At 38.3% G+C, this 17919-nt stretch carries 16 protein-coding genes; 10 read left to right on the top strand and 6 right to left on the bottom strand.

Annotated features, from left to right (window positions below; genetic code table 11):
- Positions 1 to 64: 64 nt before the first annotated feature.
- Positions 65 to 352, bottom strand: coding sequence for a DUF167 family protein YggU (gene yggU, locus AC6H0J_RS00565; protein ID WP_005627500.1), 288 nt, complete (start codon positions 350 to 352; stop codon positions 65 to 67).
- Between the two features lie 152 nt (positions 353 to 504).
- On the opposite strand from yggU, the gene uppS reads away from it, so the two are divergent.
- The 6 genes from uppS to lpxD all read left to right on the top strand — a co-directional run bounded on the left by uppS (position 505) and on the right by lpxD (position 7593).
- Positions 505 to 1224, top strand: a complete 720-nt coding sequence (gene uppS / locus AC6H0J_RS00560) for a polyprenyl diphosphate synthase (protein ID WP_497512704.1) — start codon at positions 505 to 507, stop codon at positions 1222 to 1224.
- Positions 1225 to 1245: 21 nt separating this feature from the next.
- Positions 1246 to 2112, top strand: coding sequence for a phosphatidate cytidylyltransferase (locus tag AC6H0J_RS00555; RefSeq protein ID WP_118817157.1), 867 nt, complete (start codon positions 1246 to 1248; stop codon positions 2110 to 2112).
- A gap of 9 nt (positions 2113 to 2121) precedes the next feature.
- Positions 2122 to 3453, top strand: a complete 1332-nt coding sequence (rseP, locus tag AC6H0J_RS00550; RefSeq protein ID WP_118817156.1) for a sigma E protease regulator RseP — start codon at positions 2122 to 2124, stop codon at positions 3451 to 3453.
- 19 nt (positions 3454 to 3472) lie between these two features.
- Positions 3473 to 5851 (top strand): outer membrane protein assembly factor BamA, encoded by a 2379-nt coding sequence (gene bamA / locus AC6H0J_RS00545; protein ID WP_497512703.1) that lies wholly within the window; start codon positions 3473 to 3475, stop codon positions 5849 to 5851.
- 110 nt (positions 5852 to 5961) lie between these two features.
- On the top strand, positions 5962 to 6555 hold the full coding sequence (locus AC6H0J_RS00540) for an OmpH/Skp family outer membrane protein (RefSeq protein WP_118817154.1): 594 nt from the start codon (positions 5962 to 5964) through the stop codon (positions 6553 to 6555).
- Between the two features lie 12 nt (positions 6556 to 6567).
- On the top strand, positions 6568 to 7593 hold the full coding sequence (lpxD, locus tag AC6H0J_RS00535; RefSeq protein WP_118817153.1) for a UDP-3-O-(3-hydroxymyristoyl)glucosamine N-acyltransferase: 1026 nt from the start codon (positions 6568 to 6570) through the stop codon (positions 7591 to 7593).
- 181 nt (positions 7594 to 7774) lie between these two features.
- Here the strand turns inward: lpxD and tsf are convergent, their stop codons facing one another.
- From tsf to mtr, 4 genes are all read right to left on the bottom strand, one after another.
- Positions 7775 to 8626 carry a translation elongation factor Ts gene (tsf, locus tag AC6H0J_RS00530; RefSeq protein ID WP_005627519.1) on the bottom strand — a complete coding sequence of 284 codons (852 nt, stop codon included), beginning with the start codon at positions 8624 to 8626 and terminating at the stop codon, positions 7775 to 7777.
- A gap of 133 nt (positions 8627 to 8759) precedes the next feature.
- Entirely contained in the window at positions 8760 to 9482 is a 723-nt protein-coding gene (gene rpsB / locus AC6H0J_RS00525) for a 30S ribosomal protein S2 (RefSeq protein WP_118817152.1), read from the bottom strand.
- 177 nt (positions 9483 to 9659) lie between these two features.
- Positions 9660 to 10424, bottom strand: coding sequence for a class I SAM-dependent methyltransferase (locus AC6H0J_RS00520; RefSeq protein WP_497512702.1), 765 nt, complete (start codon positions 10422 to 10424; stop codon positions 9660 to 9662).
- 64 nt (positions 10425 to 10488) lie between these two features.
- Positions 10489 to 11745, bottom strand: coding sequence for a tryptophan permease (gene mtr, locus AC6H0J_RS00515; protein WP_497512701.1), 1257 nt, complete (start codon positions 11743 to 11745; stop codon positions 10489 to 10491).
- A gap of 120 nt (positions 11746 to 11865) precedes the next feature.
- Between mtr and AC6H0J_RS00510 the strand changes: the two genes are divergently transcribed.
- On the top strand, positions 11866 to 12645 hold the full coding sequence (locus tag AC6H0J_RS00510) for a M48 family metallopeptidase (RefSeq protein WP_005627527.1): 780 nt from the start codon (positions 11866 to 11868) through the stop codon (positions 12643 to 12645).
- Between the two features lie 97 nt (positions 12646 to 12742).
- On the opposite strand, the gene AC6H0J_RS00505 is transcribed toward AC6H0J_RS00510, so the two are convergent.
- Entirely contained in the window at positions 12743 to 13957 is a 1215-nt protein-coding gene (locus AC6H0J_RS00505) for a pyridoxal phosphate-dependent aminotransferase (protein ID WP_497512700.1), read from the bottom strand.
- A gap of 156 nt (positions 13958 to 14113) precedes the next feature.
- On the opposite strand from AC6H0J_RS00505, the gene AC6H0J_RS00500 reads away from it, so the two are divergent.
- The 3 genes from AC6H0J_RS00500 (at position 14114) to menH (ending at position 17911) form a co-directional block, all read left to right on the top strand.
- On the top strand, positions 14114 to 15385 hold the full coding sequence (locus tag AC6H0J_RS00500; protein WP_192885332.1) for an isochorismate synthase: 1272 nt from the start codon (positions 14114 to 14116) through the stop codon (positions 15383 to 15385).
- A gap of 14 nt (positions 15386 to 15399) precedes the next feature.
- A complete protein-coding gene (gene menD / locus AC6H0J_RS00495; protein WP_118817147.1) occupies positions 15400 to 17106 on the top strand; it encodes a 2-succinyl-5-enolpyruvyl-6-hydroxy-3-cyclohexene-1-carboxylic-acid synthase in 1707 nt (568 codons plus the stop codon).
- A gap of 61 nt (positions 17107 to 17167) precedes the next feature.
- On the top strand, positions 17168 to 17911 hold the full coding sequence (menH, locus tag AC6H0J_RS00490; RefSeq protein ID WP_118817146.1) for a 2-succinyl-6-hydroxy-2,4-cyclohexadiene-1-carboxylate synthase: 744 nt from the start codon (positions 17168 to 17170) through the stop codon (positions 17909 to 17911).
- Positions 17912 to 17919: the final 8 nt, after the last annotated feature.

Here is a 17919-nt window from a genome sequence, read left to right as displayed (position 1 = left end):
TACCGTAAAACGGCATAAATTGATAGGGTGAGAGTCCAAAGTGCGGTGATTTTTTTCTTTGTTTTTACAATAGATTTTGAATTTCTTTGGGAATTAATTTTGGGTCAGGAATCCAAACTTGTTTGTGTCGGCTCAATTCCCCTTTTTCTAAAATAATACTGCTTTTGGGCACTTTGAAGGATTTACTTAAAAATTTCAATAAATGCGCATTTGCTTGACCATCAACAGGTGGCGCAGTAATGGTAATTTTTAGTTCATCATCGTGAATGCCAGCAATATGATCTTTACTGGCTTTTGGCTGTAAGAATATTCTTAATCTAATACCGTCTTTATTTTGTTCAATCGCAGACATAAATTCTTCGTTTTGTTTATTTTTCTTTATTATAAAAATGAATTATGTAAAAAATAAAGTGTGGATTAGGGATCGCTAATCCATAGCAAGCAAATACAACTTATGATATAGTTCACAGCCGAATTTATAGGGATCTTTTTATAATAAAAATAATGATAGAACTCGATCAAAACAATATTCCAAAACACGTTGCCATTATTATGGATGGTAATGGGCGGTGGGCAAAACAAAAAAATAAAATGCGTATTTTTGGTCATACCAATGGCGTATCTGCAGTTCGCCGAGCAGTAAGTTATGCTCGCCAAACTGGCGTGAATTTTCTTACACTTTATGCCTTTAGTAGCGAAAATTGGAATCGACCAGAGCAAGAAGTCAGCGCATTAATGACGCTTTTTATGCAAGCGTTAGACCGCGAAGTGAAAAAATTACATAAAAATAATATTCGCCTGAAAATTATTGGCGATGTATCTCGTTTTAGTGAATCTTTGCAAGAAAAAATTGCAAAAGCGGAAAATTTAACAGAAAAAAATACCGCACTTACGCTTAATATTGCTGCAAATTACGGCGGTTGTTGGGATATTGTGCAAGCAGCAAAACAACTTGCAGAAAAAGTAAAAAATAATGAAATGAGCGTTGAGGAGATTGATGAAATTGCTTTTCAGCGTCATTTGGTTACACAAGATGAACCACCAGTAGATCTATTGATTCGTACCAGTGGTGAACAACGGATTAGTAATTTTTTATTATGGCAAATTGCATATGCGGAACTTTATTTTTCCGATGTGCTGTGGCCAGATTTTGATGAGGCGGAATTTAACCGTGCCATCGCCTGTTATCAACAACGTCATCGCCGTTTTGGTGGGACAGAATAATTCAATAAATGGATTAAAATTATGCTTAAACAACGAGTTTTATCTGCCATTGTGTTAATCGTAGCGGTGCTATGTGCGCTATTTTTATTCACGCCTTTTTATTTTGCCCTTGCGTTAGGTACAGTAGCGACTTTAGGCGTTTGGGAATGGACTCAGTTTGCTCGCCTTAAACAGCCTTTAGCGCGTTTTTGTGTTGCAGCCTTTTTAGGCGCCTTTATTTTTTTATGGCTCTACACTGAGGGCAACTATTTAGATGCTGGTCGTGTGTTTGAACAGCATCTTCAGCTTTTATTGATGAACGCTGTTGGTTGGTGGCTTTTAGCTTTATTGCTTGTGGTGAGTTATCCTCAATCAGCTAAATTTTGGTCTAAAAATCCTCTTTTACAGCTTTTATTTGCCTTTTCTACTTTAATTCCATTTATCGCTGGGGTATTGCGTTTACGTTTAGAACACTATACCCATGATCCTTATCACGGCTTATTTTTATTACTTTATGTATTTGTGCTTGTTTGGGCGGCTGATTCTGGTGCTTATTTTAGCGGGCGCGTATTTGGTAAACGTAAACTTGCGCCAAAAGTTTCACCTGGTAAAAGTTGGGAAGGCGTTGTTGGTGGTTTAATTACAGCGTTAGTGCTTGCTTTTGTATTTATTCATTTCTCTGGCGATGTTTTAGTTGGTGAGAGAAATATCTCTGGATTCATTATTCTTTCCGTTGCTACAGTTGCAATTTCAGTATTGGGCGATTTAACTGAAAGTATGTTTAAACGTGAGTCAGGAGTTAAAGACAGCAGTCAATTAATTCCGGGTCATGGTGGTGTATTAGATCGCATTGATAGCTTGACTGCTGCGGTACCTTTTTTCAGCTACTTCTATTTCTTTGTGTTATAAGGATTCTGAATGTCATTTTTGTGGTCGCTAGGTTCTTTTATCATTGCTATTGCGGTATTAGTATCCGTTCACGAATATGGTCACTTTTGGGCTGCTAGAAAGTGCGGTATAAAAGTCCATCGTTTTTCGATTGGCTTTGGTAAGGTAATTTGGAAACGTATCGATAAGCATGGTACAGAATTTGCGGTTTCAATGATTCCTTTAGGCGGCTATGTAAAAATGCTTGATGGACGTAATGAAGCGGTTCCAGTTGAACAAAAGTCACAAGCATTTGACAGTAAAAGCGTATTACAACGCGCATTTGTGATTATTGCAGGCCCTTTGGCGAATTTTATTTTCGCCATTTTTGCCTATTGGGTCATCTACCTTTATGGAATGCCAAGTGTTAAACCTGTGATTGAATCAATAACACCAAGTTCAATCGCAGCACAAGCTCACATTGAACCTAATACGCAAATTCTTGCTGTTGATGGTGAAGAAACTCAAGATTGGGAAACCATCAATATGCTACTTGCCACAAAAATGGGTGAGCCTAATGTTGAAATTACCCTTTCTCCTTTCGGTTCTAATGTTGAACAACAACGTATTTTAAATCTTACAAATTGGACTTTTGATCCTGAAAAAGAAAGTGCTTTTGAGGCATTAGGGATTATGCCTATGCGTCCTAAAGTTGAAATGGTGCTTTCTAAAGTTGTTCAAGGTTCTCCAGCTGAGAAAGCAGGTTTACAAATCGGTGATAAAATTTTAAAAGAAAATTTAACCGCACTTCCTTGGCAAGATTTTATAAAACAGGTCGAACAAGGCGAATCTTTTTCTATTAAAGTTGAACGTAATGGGGAAACGCTTGACAAAATTATCACTCCAGTGCGTAATCAGAGTGGAAAATGGTTTGTAGGTTTAAGCCCAACTTTCGTAAAATTATCTGATGAATATCGTACTGAATTAAAATATGATATCCTTAACTCTTTGCAAAAAGGCATTGAAAAGACTGGCCAACTTTCTGTGTTAACCTTGAAGGTGTTAGGAAAATTAATCACGGGTGATTTGTCATTAAACAATTTAAGCGGCCCGATTTCTATTGCTAAAGGTGCTGGTGCATCCGCTAATATTGGATTGGTGTATTTTTTAAGTTTTATGGCATTGATTAGTGTGAATTTAGGTATTATGAATTTATTCCCATTGCCTGTATTAGATGGCGGTCATTTAGTTTTTTTAGCAATGGAAGCTGTTAAAGGAAAACCTGTTTCTGAGCGGGTGCAAAGCATCTGTTATCGAATTGGCGCAGCACTGTTATTAAGTTTAACAGTGTTTGCATTATTTAATGATTTTTTACGTCTATAATTTATATAGGATACAATCGATGAAAAAACTTCTAATCGCAAGTTTATTATTCGGTACGACAACGACTGTGTTTGCCGCACCTTTTGTGGCAAAAGATATTCGTGTGGATGGTGTTCAAGGCGACTTAGAACAACAAATCCGAGCAAGTCTACCTGTTCGTGCCGGTCAGCGTGTGACTGACAATGATGTGGCTAATATTGTCCGCTCTTTATTCGTAAGTGGTCGATTCGATGATGTGAATGCGCATCAAGAAGGCGATGTGCTTGTTGTTAGCGTTGTGGCTAAATCGATCATTTCAGATGTTAAAATCAGAGGTAACTCTGTTATTCCCACTGAAGCACTTAAACAAAACTTAGATGCTAACGGTTTTAAAGTTGGTGATGTTTTAATTCGAGAAAAATTAAATGAATTTGCCAAAAGTGTAAAAGAGCACTATGCAAGCGTAGGTCGCTATAACGCAACCGTTGAACCTATTGTCAATACGTTACCAAATAATCGTGCTGAAATTTTAATTCAGATTAATGAAGATGATACTGCAAAATTAGCATCATTAACTTTCAATGGTAATGAATCTGTTAGTAGCAGTACGTTGCAAGAGCAAATGGAATTACAACCTGATTCTTGGTGGAAATTATGGGGTAATAAATTTGAAGGCGCTCAGTTCGAGAAAGATTTACAGTCAATTCGTGATTATTATTTAAATAATGGTTATGCCAAAGCACAAATCACTAAAACTGATGTTCAGCTAAATGATGAAAAAACGAAAGTAAATGTAACCATTGATGTAAATGAAGGTTTACAGTATGACCTTCGTAGTGCTCGCATTGTTGGTAATGTGGGTGGGATGGCTTCAGAACTTGAACCCTTGCTTTCTTCATTACACTTAAATGACACTTTCCGTCGAAGTGACATTGCCGATGTTGAAAATGCGATTAAAGCCAAATTGGGTGAACGTGGTTACGGTACTGCAACAGTGAATGCTGTACCTGATTTTGATGATGCAAATAAAACTTTAGCTATTACTTTTGTTGTTGATGCTGGTCGACGTTTAACTGTTCGTCAACTACGCTTTGAAGGAAATACTGTTTCAGCGGATAGTACTTTACGTCAAGAAATGCGCCAGCAAGAAGGGGCGTGGTATAACTCGCAATTAGTTGAGTTAGGTAAAATCCGTTTAGATCGTACAGGATTCTTTGAAACCGTAGAAAACCGAATTGATCCTGTAAAAGGTACGGATGACGAAGTAGATGTCGTGTATAAAGTTAAAGAGCGTAATACAGGTAGTATCAACTTTGGTATTGGCTACGGTACAGAGAGTGGTATTAGTTATCAAGCTAGTGTTAAACAAGATAATTTCTTGGGAACTGGTGCTTCAGTTAGCCTTGGTGGAACACGTAATGACTACGGTACTAGCGTAAATTTAGGTTATGTTGAGCCGTATTTCACGAAAGATGGAGTCAGTTTAGGTGGAAATGTTTTCTTTGAAAACTATGACAACTCTAGAAATGACACCTCTTCTAATTATAAACGTACGACTTATGGTGGTAACGTTACTTTAGGTTTCCCTGTAAATGAAAATAACTCTTACTATGTAGGATTAGGTTATAGCTATAATAAAATTAGTAACTTCGCGAGAGAATATAGTCGTGATTTATATATGCAATCGATGAATTTTAATGGAAATGCTATTAAAACAAACGACTTTGATTTCTCATTCGGTTGGAACTATAACAGTCTCAATAGAGGATATTTCCCAACTAAAGGGGTCAAAGCAAGTCTTGGTGGACGAGTTACGACTCCTGGTTCTGATAATAAATACTATAAATTAAGTGCTGATGTTCAAGGATTCTATCCATTAGATCGAGATCATCGCTGGGTAATGTCGGCAAAAGCATCTGTTGGCTATGCAAATGGATTTGGTAACAAACGCTTGCCATTCTATCAATATTATACTGCTGGTGGTATTGGCTCTTTACGTGGATTTGCATATGGTGCTGTTGGACCGAATGCTATTTATTTAAATCCAACCCAAAATAAATGGGTACCAAGCACAGATATTGTGGGGGGTAATGCAATAGCTACAGCTAGTGCAGAGTTAATTGTGCCAACTCCATTTGTCGGTGATAAAGGCCAAAACTCTGTTAGAACCTCATTATTTGTGGACGCTGCAAGTGTGTGGAATACAAAATGGAAATCCGATAAAGCATTAGACGCAAGTATTGCTGCGTTAAATTTACCTGATTATGGAAAAGCTAGTCGAGTTCGTGCATCTGCTGGGGTTGGTTTCCAATGGCAATCACCTATTGGACCGTTAGTGTTCTCTTATGCTAAACCGATCAAAAAACATGAAAATGATGATGTAGAACAGTTCCAATTTAGTATTGGTGGTTCTTTCTAATAAATTGAACTTTTTCCATCATTAGAATTCAAAGATAACATTCTCTGCCTAATTTTATTAGGTAGAGAAAATATTAAACAAACCACTATTTAATTAAGGATATTTATCAAATGAAAAACATCGCAAAAGTAACCGCACTTGCTTTAGGTATCGCACTTGCTTCAGGCTATGCTGCAGCTGAAGAAAAAATTGCTTTTATTAATGCAGGTTATATTTTCCAAAATCACCCAGATCGTCAAGCGGTAGCGGATAAACTTGATGCTGAATTTAAGCCTGTAGCTGAAAAATTAGCTGCAAGTAAAAAAGCAGTTGATGATAAAATCGTAGCTGCTCGTAAGAAAGTTGAAGCAAAAGTTGCCGCTTTGGAAAAAGATGCGCCTCGCTTACGTCAAGCAGATATTCAAAAACGCCAAGAGGAAATTAATAAATTAGGCGCTGCTGAAGATGCTGAATTACAAAAATTAATGCAGGAACAAGATAAAAAAGTTCAAGAGTTCCAAGCGCAAAATGAAAAACGTCAAGCAGAAGAGCGTGGTAAATTATTAGATAGTATTCAAACTGCTACAAATAATTTAGCAAAAGAGAAAGGTTATACTTATGTGCTTGATGCAAATTCAGTTGTGTTTGCGGTAGAGGGTAAAGACATCACAGAAGAAGTATTAAAATCTATCCCTGCTTCTGAAAAAGCTCAAGAGAAAAAATAATAGGTTCTCATAATGCAAAAATCCTATTCTTTACAAGAATTGGCAACTCAAATCGGCGCTACCGTTCGCGGTAACGCCGATGTTGTTGTTGAGAATATCGCTCCACTCGATAAAGCCCAATCAAATCAACTTACTTTTATTTCTAACGCAAAATTTCGTGCATTATTGAAAGATTCTAAAGCAGGAATTTTGGTTGTTTCTGAAGAGGATGTCGAACACTGTTCTCCAGAAAGTAATTTACTTATTGTTAAAGATCCTTATGTAGCTTACGCAATTTTGGCTCAATATATGGATAGCACACCAAAGGCTGCGCAAGGCATTGCAAAAAGTGCGGTAATTTTTGATGACACATTTTTAGGGAAGAATGTTTCAATTGGCGCCAATGCAGTGATTGAAGAAGGTGTTGTACTTGGTGATAACGTGATCATTGGTGCAAATTGTTTTGTTGGTAAAAATACTAAGATAGGTTCAGGCACTCAACTCTGGGCTAATGTAACTGTTTACCATAACGTTGAGATTGGCACTAATTGCTTAATTCAATCAGGAACAGTCATCGGTAGTGATGGTTTTGGTTACGCAAATGATCGTGGTCGTTGGATTAAAATTCCACAAGTAGGGCAAGTAATAATTGGTAATAACGTTGAGATTGGTGCGAATACCTGTATCGATAGAGGCGCATTAGACGCAACGATTATTGAAGATAACGTGATTATCGATAACCTTTGTCAAATTGCACATAATGTTCATATAGGCACAGGTACAGCGGTTGCTGGTGGCGTTATTATGGCAGGTAGTTTGACTGTTGGGCGCTATTGCTTAATTGGCGGTGCAAGTGTGATTAATGGCCATATGGAAATTTGCGATAAAGTCACGATTACTGGAATGGGAATGGTTATGCGCCCAATTACAGAGCCTGGAGTATATTCCTCTGGTATTCCATTGCAAACGAATAAAGAATGGCGTAAAACAGCGGCACTGACGTTAGGTATTGATGGAATAAATAAACGTTTAAAAGTGTTAGAAAAGAAAATTTCTTAATTTCTTCTGAAGTTTTATTACAAAATCCAGACTTTAAAAGTTTACTATTAAAGTGTGGATTTTTTATTTTACTAAACGTAACTAAAAAAGTTTAAGCCCGTTAATTAAGCACAACTTATCCTATAAAATAAATAAGCCCAACTTAAGTTGGGCTTATTAACATATCGTTATCTTTAAAGAATTACGCGTTACCGCCAGTGATTTTTGCTACTTCAGCAGCAAAGTCTTCTTCTTTTTTCTCGATACCTTCACCAACTTCTAAACGGATGAAGTTAGAAACTGAGGTGTTTACTGATTTTAAGAAGTCACCTACAGATACAGAAGGATCCATTACGAATGGTTGGCCAGTTAATGAAACTTCACCAGTGAATTTCTTCATACGGCCTTCAACCATTTTCTCTGCGATTTCTTTTGGTTTGCCAGAGTTAACTGCGATGTCGATTTGGATTTGACGTTCGTGTTCAACCACTTCAGCAGATACATCTTCTGGGTTCACGAATTCAGGTTTAGATGCAGCTACGTGCATAGCTACTTTTTTAAGTTCATCTGCAGAACCTTGACCTGCAACTAATACACCGATTTTCGCGCCGTGTAAGTATTGAGCAATTACTTGACCATCTAAGTAAGCAACACGACGGATGTTCATGTTCTCACCGATTTTAGCTACTAATGCAGCACGTTTTTCTTCGAATTGTGCTTGTAATGCTTCGATAGTTGTACCTTTGTTTGCTGCTGCGAAATCAGCAACTTCGTTTGCTAAACCTAAGAAGCCAGCATCTTTTGCTACGAAGTCAGTTTCACAGTTCATTTCAACTAATACACCGAAACCATTTTCTACACGAGCAAGGATAACACCTTCAGCTGCAACACGGCCTGCTTTTTTAGCTGCTTTAGCTTGACCAGATTTACGCATGTTGTCGATTGCTAACTCGATATCACCGTTTGCTTCAACTAATGCTTTTTTACATTCCATCATACCGGCACCGGTACGTTCACGAAGTTCTTTTACTAATGATGCTGTGATTTCAGCCATTTTTAAAATCCTCTGTCGAAAATGCGGTTTATTTTGACCGCACTTTTAGATAAAAATATAGGGGCTAAATTTTAGCCCCTATGCCAATTAATCGTTTGATTATTAAGGGCTTCGCCTTACTGCAAAACTTAAATTATTCTGCGTCAGCTGCTAATTCTTCAGCAACTTGAGCTTCATTACCACGACCTTCTTTAACCGCTGCTGCAGCTGTAGAAACGTAAAGTTGGATAGCACGAGTCGCATCATCGTTACCAGGGATAACGAAATCTACGCCAGCTGGAGTTGAGTTAGTATCAACGATAGCAAATACAGGAATACCTAGGTTGTTTGCTTCTTTAACCGCGATATGTTCGTGGTCAGCACCGATAACGAATAACGCATCTGGTAAGCCGCCCATATCTTTGATACCGCCAAGGCTTAATTCAAGTTTTTCCATCTCACGGGTACGCATTAACGCTTCTTTTTTGGTTAATTTTTCAAAAGTACCGTCTTGAGATTGAGTTTCTAAATCTTTTAAACGTTTAATTGATTGACGAACGGTTTTCCAGTTAGTCAACATACCACCTAACCAACGGTGGTTTACGTAATATTGTTGACAGTCTAATGCTGCAGCTTGTACTGCTTCAGACGCTGCACGTTTTGTACCAACGAATAATACTTTACCATTGTTGCTAGCAATGCGAGTTAATTCCGCTAAAGCTTCGTTGAATAAAGGTAAAGTTTTTTCAAGGTTGATGATGTGAACACCGTTACGAGCACCAAAAATGAAAGGTTTCATTTGTGGGTTCCAGTAACGAGTTTGGTGTCCGAAGTGTACGCCTGCGTTGATCATGTCGCGCATTGAAACTTGTGCCATAATATTTTCCTTTTGTTGGGGTTGAGCCTCCACATATCAGCTAATCGACCGTTTGGCACCCCGATTAAGCCTTGTTGATATGTGTGTGTTGTTAGTAATTAAAAAGCTGCTTTTGAAAGGCAAAAACAGCGGGGCGATTTATACCATAAAGTGCGGTTAAAAACCAGTTTATTTTGTTTATTTCTCCACTTTTCTTGCTTTGATAAATAACAGTGGTGGTCGGTGTGATAAATCTTTAAATTCATTATGCCATTGCGGTTGGTCGGCAAGCATAGGTTCTTCCATTTGCTCGATTTGAAACCCTGTATGAATTAAATTATTGATAATTGTCGCTGTTGTTCGATGATAGGTTTGAAAAGGTTGTTTGAACCAATTTCTATTGCGTTTCCCTTCTTCTCGATAATGATTTAAACGATAAGCAACTTGCTGTTTTTTGTCATTTTTTTCCCAGCGTTCTCCTTCTTTGTGGCAGGTAGTTATCGGATGTTCTTGTGAGAAAATTAATGTGCCATTGGACAAGAGTTTGTCATAGATAGTTGATAATAATGCTGGAAAATTTTCAATATAATGAAAGGCAAAAGAGCTAGTAATCACATCAAAATGACGTTCTTGTAACTCAGCTAATTTTTCCATAGGTAACTGATATAAGGAAAAACGCCCTGAAAATTGGCCGCACTTTTGCAGATCTTTTTCAGCTTGTTCGAGCATTTTTTCGGAAAGATCGGTTCCAATCACTTTAGCCGCCCCTCGTTCTAAGTAAAGTTGTAAATGTCCTCCTGTACCACAGCCTAAATCGAGTAATTTTTTCCCTTTTAAATCAGGCAACAGTGAGAGCATGGTGGGCTTTTCAACAATTTCATTGAGACTAATTGGATTTGCGCGGAGTTTCTGATAAAGATCAAAGAAGTTTTCTTTGTCATAAACGCTAGTTTTATTATTCATCTCGTATCCTATATTACAAATAAAAAGGGAGCATGATATACGCCCTTATTGTATTGAGTAAAACTTATCCTGTGAAATTGGCAAACCATCCTAAGTTGGCACCGACTTGTGCCACAATGTTTAATACACCGAATAAGATCACAAAGCCAATCATAAAATTGCCACCGTAAACTTTATAAGTCGCATTTGGGAATTTTTGACGGCTTGCTTTAGCAAGAAGTGCAGGTACGATTGCAGCCCAAATGGTTGCTGCTAATCCTGCATAACCAATGGCAATCACAAAGCCATAAGGAAATTGTAAACTTAATAATAGCGGTGGTAAAAATGTCACCAATGTGGTTTTTGTTCGTCCTAACAAGCTATCGTCAAATTTAAACAGATCCGCAATATAATCAAATAGGCCTAACGTTACGCCTAAGAATGATGTGGCAATCGCCATATAAGCAAAGAAATTTAATGCGACGGCAAGGTATTCTACTTCAATATATTTATGTAATGCCTCTAGTAATGCAGAAACATCGCCGCCTTTTTCAATTACCGGAGCAAATTCGTTGCGTGGCAAATTACCTTGCACAGCAAGTTGCCATAAAATATAAATTACGAGTGCTAACCCCGTACCAATAAAGATTGATTTCATCACGCGGCTACCATCGCGATCGTAATATTTTACGAGACTCGGTACATTTCCATGGAAACCGAAAGACACTAAGCAAACAGGAAGTGCGGTGAATAAATAAGGTAAATATGTTTGTTCGCTTTCAGCAACGGTATTGAATAACACCTCTGTTTTTACAGAGCTTAATAAACCGGTAGTAGAAAGGAAAAAAGCGACCACCATCCCGACAATTAACACGGTTGTGAAACGGTCCACAGCTTTGGTTGAAAGCCACACGAAAGCTGCAAGGATAAGGCAGAAAATTAAAGATCCTGAAGTTCTTCCAATATCTACCGCACTTTCAGCAGAACTGAATGCTTGGTTGAGCAGATTTTGTGTAATGCCTCCGCCTGAGGTGATGTAGGCATAAGTCAAAATATACAAGACGAAAGCAACGGAAAGACCATTGATAACATTCCAACTTTTTCCTAATAAATCTTTAACGATAGTGTCAAAACTTGAACCTGTTGGATAATGTAGATTAGCTTCTAGGATCATTAATCCTGATGTTGTCATACAAAACCAAGTATAAATTAAAGCGAGAATCGAACCAATAAACCATACACCAGCCGTTGAAGTTGGATTGGCAAGCATGCCTGCACCAATAGCTGTACCCGCGATGATCATCGCTCCGCCTAAGAGAGAGGGGGATTTTTGTTGTGTCATAAAATGCCTCTAAAACAAATTTGCACTATTATAGTAGTGCAAAAGAAAAGTGCAATATATTTATATCGACAAAAAATAATAAATTCATATAATCTGCGTCAGTTCAAAAAAGGATCACTTATGAAAAAACAACTTAAAAGTTTTGCTTTTGCGCTATTAGCTAGTTCACTTATCACAGCTTGTGCTGATTCGGCTTCTATAAATCGAGAGGCGGCGAGTAGTTATGCACAAGAAATGGGAAAAATTCGTACTCAGGGGGCAATTGATACTTCATCAAATACCGCAAAACGAATTCACCATGTGTTTCATAAAATGGTGAATTATGCAAACCAAGCTAATGAAACCGGACAGCAATTTAACTGGCAAATTAATGTTATTAAGTCAAAAGAATTGAATGCTTGGGCAATGCCGGGCGGTAAAATGGCATTCTATACTGGGTTAGTTGATACTTTACAACTTAATGATAACGAAATCGCGGTGGTAATGGGGCATGAAATGGCTCATGCATTAAAAGAGCATGGTAAAGCTAAAACTAACTTTGGAACCGTTAGTAATATTGTTGGTGCCATTGGAGGGACAGCATTATCTATTGCAGTTGGGACGGATGTGACTGATTTGGTTTCGCTTACTAAAGATTTTGCTTTAGACAAACCTTATTCTCGTAGCGCTGAAACCGAAGCAGATGAAGTGGGATTAATGTTAATGGCTCGTTCTGGATACAACCCACAGGTAGCGCCAGGATTGTGGCAAAAAATGGTAAAAGTGTCTGGTGGTTCTCGAGGTGCTCTTGATGTGTTAGCTTCTACTCATCCTAGTGATCAATCTCGTCAAGAAAACTTACAACGTTTATTACCTGAAGCGATGGAGCTTTATAAAGCCGCTAAAGATAAAAATGGCTAAGTAAATTTAGTCAAAAAAATGACCGCACTTTATTTTTGAAATTTACAATAAAAATAGGGGACATTTAGTCCCCTTTGTAATTTTGTCAACGCATACATTATTGACGGTAATCCGACAAAAATCTTGCTAATTTTGTAATGGCTTCTTCAAGCTGATTCACATAAGGAAGGGTCACTACGCGGAAGTGATCAGGTGAATGCCAATTAAATCCTTTACCGTGCACAAGTAGCACTTTTTCTTGGCGGAGTAAATCTAGCACCATTTTTTCATCACTGTGAATATTGAATTTTTTCACATCAATTTTTGGGAACATATACATCGCTCCCATTGGTTTCACGCAAGTAATGCCTGGAATTTGAGTGATGAGATCGTAGGCTTTATTGCGTTGCTCAAGTAATCGTCCGCCTGGCAAAATAAACTCATTAATACTTTGATAGCCACCCAGTGCGGTTTGAATTGCATGTTGCATTGGTACGTTGGCACATAAACGCATTGATGCCAGCATATCCAAGCCGTCAATATAACCTTTCGCATTATGTTTTGGTCCGTTCAAAATCATCCAGCCTTGGCGGAAGCCTGCAACTCGATAAGCTTTTGATAAACCATTCAGCGTAACAGTTAATAAATCAGGAGCAAGTGCGGCAATGTGATGATGCACTGCGTCGTCATATAAAATTTTGTCGTAGATTTCGTCAGCGAAGATAATCAAATTATTTTGGCGCGCGATTTCCACAATTTCTTGTAATAATTCTTTGCTATACACCGCTCCAGTTGGGTTGTTCGGGTTGATGATGACAATCGCTTTAGTCTTTGCATTCACCTTGGCTTTAATATCATCAATAGCGGGAAACCAATTTGCTTCTTCATCACAAAGGTAATGAACAGCTTTACCGCCAGAAAGTGTTACCGCAGCAGTCCAAAGCGGATAATCAGGCATCGGCACAAGTACTTCATCACCATCATTGAGTAATGCTTGCATGGCCATTGTGATAAGCTCAGAGACGCCGTTACCAATATACACATCATTGACGGTCGCGCCGTGAATCCCTTTTGATTGGTAATATTGAACAATGGCTTTACGAGCAGAATATAACCCTTTTGAATCACAGTAGCCTTGCGCTGACGGCAAATTACGTAGCACGTCCACTAAAATTTCGTCTGGTGCTTCAAAGCCGAAAGGTGCGGGATTGCCGATATTAAGTTTTAAAATTTTATTGCCTTCTTCTTCTAAGCGTAGTGCTTCTTTGTGCACTGGCCCGCGAATGTCATAACATACGTGTTCTAATTTGTCGGATTTTGGGAATAATCGCATAGTGAAATCCTTTTGTTTCTAATAAATTTTTCGAGAAAAGTGCGGTTAATTTACGCTGAATTTTCAATATTGAAAAGATTTTGTAAAAAAATTTTTTGTCATTAACAATCTGCGGTAGAATACGGCTAATTTTTTGTGTATTTAAAACAAAATCTAATGAATGATTTAGCGCAGGCAATAGGCGAGTTAAAATCGCAAATTCACGCATATTTACAGCAATCAACGAATGAACTTGTCCGTTTTCAGGTGAAACTGGACAAGGTCGATTTGTTGGCTTGGCTGAAAGGTCAATCTGCGTATCCACAATTTTATTTACATTTTCGTGATGAACCAAAAGCATTAGCCGCTCTTGGTGAAGAGCGGTCATTTTCACAGTTAAATTTAGCGCAAGAGTTTATTGAAGAAAGTGGTTTCCCATTGGTAGGTGGTTTGCAATTTCAAGGCACCGCACAATTTGTATTGCCAAAAATTCTTGTTGAACAGGATGAGAAAGGTGCATTGGTATCATTTTTTGTACCAGATGAGCAAAGTGCGAATGATACTTTAGCCCACCTCAAAACTTTTGAAAATTTCACAGCACTTTCTGCTTTGCCAAAACAAATTCCTTTGCATACAGAGCCTCGAGCTAACGAAAGAACTTGGTGTGATTGGGTAAATCAGGCTTTGGTAGAAATTAAAAGTGGGGATCTGACAAAAATTGTATTAGCCAATGAAACCACTTTTCATTTAAAGCAAGCGATTAATGCGTACGATTTTTTAGCAGAAAGCGAAAAACAAAATCAAGGTTGTTATCATTTTTTGTGGGCTGAAAACCCTCATTCAGTTTTTGTTGGTTCTACACCAGAACGCCTATTTGCTCGTGAGTATAACTTGTTGCTAACCGAAGCTTTGGCGGGGACGGCATCGGTTTCTGAAAGTGAGGAAGAAACGCAATCTCAAGCCAATTGGTTGTTAAATGACGAGAAAAATTTAAAAGAAAATTGGTTGGTCGTAGAAGATATTTCACAGAATTTATGTAAGCAAGTAGAAAGTTTTGATGTAAGCAATGTGAAATTGAAACCGTTACGTAAAGTACAACATTTGATTCGTAAAATTCGTGCAAATTTGACCGCACATTATGCAGATGTAAATATATTAAAAGCGATTCATCCTACAGCTGCCGTATCGGGTTTGCCACAGCAACAAGCCAAAATGATTTTGTCAGAAATTGAAACCTTTGATCGTGGCTGGTATGCGGGAACATTGGGCGTGATGAGCGATGCATGTTCAGAGTTTTGTGTAGCGATTCGTTCTGCCTTTATTGAAGGTCATCGTATTCGTGTATTTGCTGGCGCGGGCATTGTGGCAGGCTCGCAGCCATTGGAAGAATGGAAAGAAATTGAACGTAAAGCGGCAGGGTTAATTTCCTTGTTTGCAGAAGAAAAATGATAACGGAGAAAAAAATGTCGGTAAGCGTGTTTAATCGTTGTTGGTCGAAAGTGATTTTAGAAACCTTGGTGCGCCAAGGCGTTTCTCACGTTTGTATCGCGCCAGGTTCGCGTTCGACACCTTTAACTCTAGAAGCGGTACGTTTGCAAAATGCGGGTTCAGTCACTTGTCATACGCATTTTGATGAACGCGGTTTAGGTTTTTTTGCCTTGGGTATTGCTAAGGCAACTCAATCGCCTGTTGCCATTATTGTGACATCAGGTACGGCGACTGCAAACCTTTATCCCGCAATTATTGAAGCACGCCAAACAGGTGTGAATTTATTTGTTTTAACTGCTGACCGTCCACCAGAACTTTGGGAGTGCGGTGCAAACCAGGCTATTTTGCAGCAAAATATGTTTGGTCAATATCCAGTTGCAAATGTTAATTTACCTAAACCGAACGTTGATTACTCTGCGCAATGGTTGATTTCTCTGCTTGAACAAGCGGCCTTCCAACAAAAACAACAGGGTGGCGTTGTTCATATTAATGTGCCATTTGCCGAGCCTCTTTATGATGCAACTGATGAGGCTGTAGACTCTCACCCTTGGCTGCTGCCGTTACAACGCTGGTTAATTCAAACTAAGTCTTGGATGAATGTGGAAGCGCAACAGAACGAAGTATTAATGCATGAAAATTGGGATCATTGGCGTACAAAACGTGGTGTCGTTGTGGTTGGTCAATTACCTGCAGAACAAGTGATGGGCATTAACTCTTGGGCAAGTGCCATGGGCTGGGTGTTACTGACGGATATTCAATCTGGTGTTGTTCCAACGACGCCTTATGAAGATATTTGGCTAGCAAACCAAACTGTTTGTGAAAAACTTCTGCAAGCTGATATTGTGATTCAATTCGGTGCACGCTTTATCAGTAAACGAATTAATCAATTCTTACAGGCGTTTAAAGGTGAATTTTGGTTGGTTGAACAAAGCGGTAAAGCATTAGATCCTTACCATCATTCATTGACAAGATTCAATGCTAAAGCACATCATTGGTTGCGTGCACATCCACCTTTACGCCAAAAGCCTTGGTTGCTTGAGCCGTTAGCTTTATCTAAGTTCTGTGCGACCTTTATTGAACAGCAAGTAGGCGGAAATTTAACGGAAGCCTCGCTCGCATTACGTTTACCAACACTTTTACCTTATAACGGTGTTTTATTTTTAGGTAATAGTTTACTTGTTCGTCTGGTTGATGCACTAACGCAATTACCAGAAAGTTATCCTGTTTATACCAATCGTGGCGCGAGTGGAATTGATGGTTTGTTGGCTACTGCTGCGGGAATTGGTATTGGTTCAAATAAACCTGTTGTTGCGGTGATTGGCGATACGTCCACTTTATATGATCTAAATTCTTTTGCATTATTCAAAAATGTTACGCAACCAACGGTAATCTTTGTGATCAATAATAATGGTGGCGCGATTTTTGATATGTTACCTGTGGATGAACAAGTCAAAGATCAGTTCTATCGATTACCGCATAATGGTGATTTTTCTCAAATTGCGGCAATGTTTGATCTCAAATACGCTCATCCTTATACTTGGGCGGATCTCAATTCCGTTGTGAAACAGGCTTATAGTCGTCGCAAGGCAACGTTAATTGAAATTAAAACAAATCCGAGTGATGGTAGTAGTTTGTATAAACGCTTAATCGAGCAAATTAGTCACGCCGTGATTGGTGCTTAAGTATTCTGTAGGCGGGTTTTAGTCCCGCCATATTTTATTATTTCTATCAATAATCCCTTCAATGATAAACATCATTTTTCTTCATGGACTTCTTGGTACAAAAAATGACTGGCAAAAAGTCATTGAAAATCTACCGCACTTTAATTGTATTGCGCTAGATTTACCTTTTCACGGGCAAGCTAAAGATATTGAAGTCACAAATTTTGAAGATACGGCAGAGTATTTATCTCAGCAAATCAAAAGTGCGGTGAAAAATGAACCCTATTTTCTTGTTGGGTATTCTCTAGGTGGAAGGATTGCTTTGTATTATGCGCTGCAAGCTCAGGTGGAACGATCTAATTTGCAAGGCGTTATTTTAGAAGGGGCGAATCTAGGTTTAAAAACTGACGAAGAAAAGCAGGCTCGTTTTCAGCAGGATTTTGCTTGGGCGCAACGTTTTATACAAGAACCACCAGAAAAAGTGTTGAATGATTGGTATCAACAGCCCGTGTTTTCCCATTTGACTACCGAAGAAAGATTACAGTTGGTTGAAAAACGAAAATCAAATTGCGGTGAAAATATTGGCAAGATGCTGCTGGCGACAAGTCTATCTAAACAACCTGATTTTAGTGAAAAAGTGCGGTTAAGTTCTTTGCCATTTTTTTATTTTTGTGGGGAACGAGATCATAAGTTCCAAGTTTTAGCCAAAGAAAATCAAATTGATTTAGTAACCATTCCTTCCGCTGGACATAATTCACATTTAGAAAATTCAAAATATTTCTCTGAAAAAATAGAAAATTGCATATTAAAAATTGCTAGGCCTTAGTTAAAATG

It is taken from the genome of Haemophilus sp. THUN1691 (assembly GCF_059704425.1).
The sequence above is the reverse complement of the archived record's forward strand: the minus strand, read 5'-3'. Positions and strand labels throughout refer to the sequence as shown.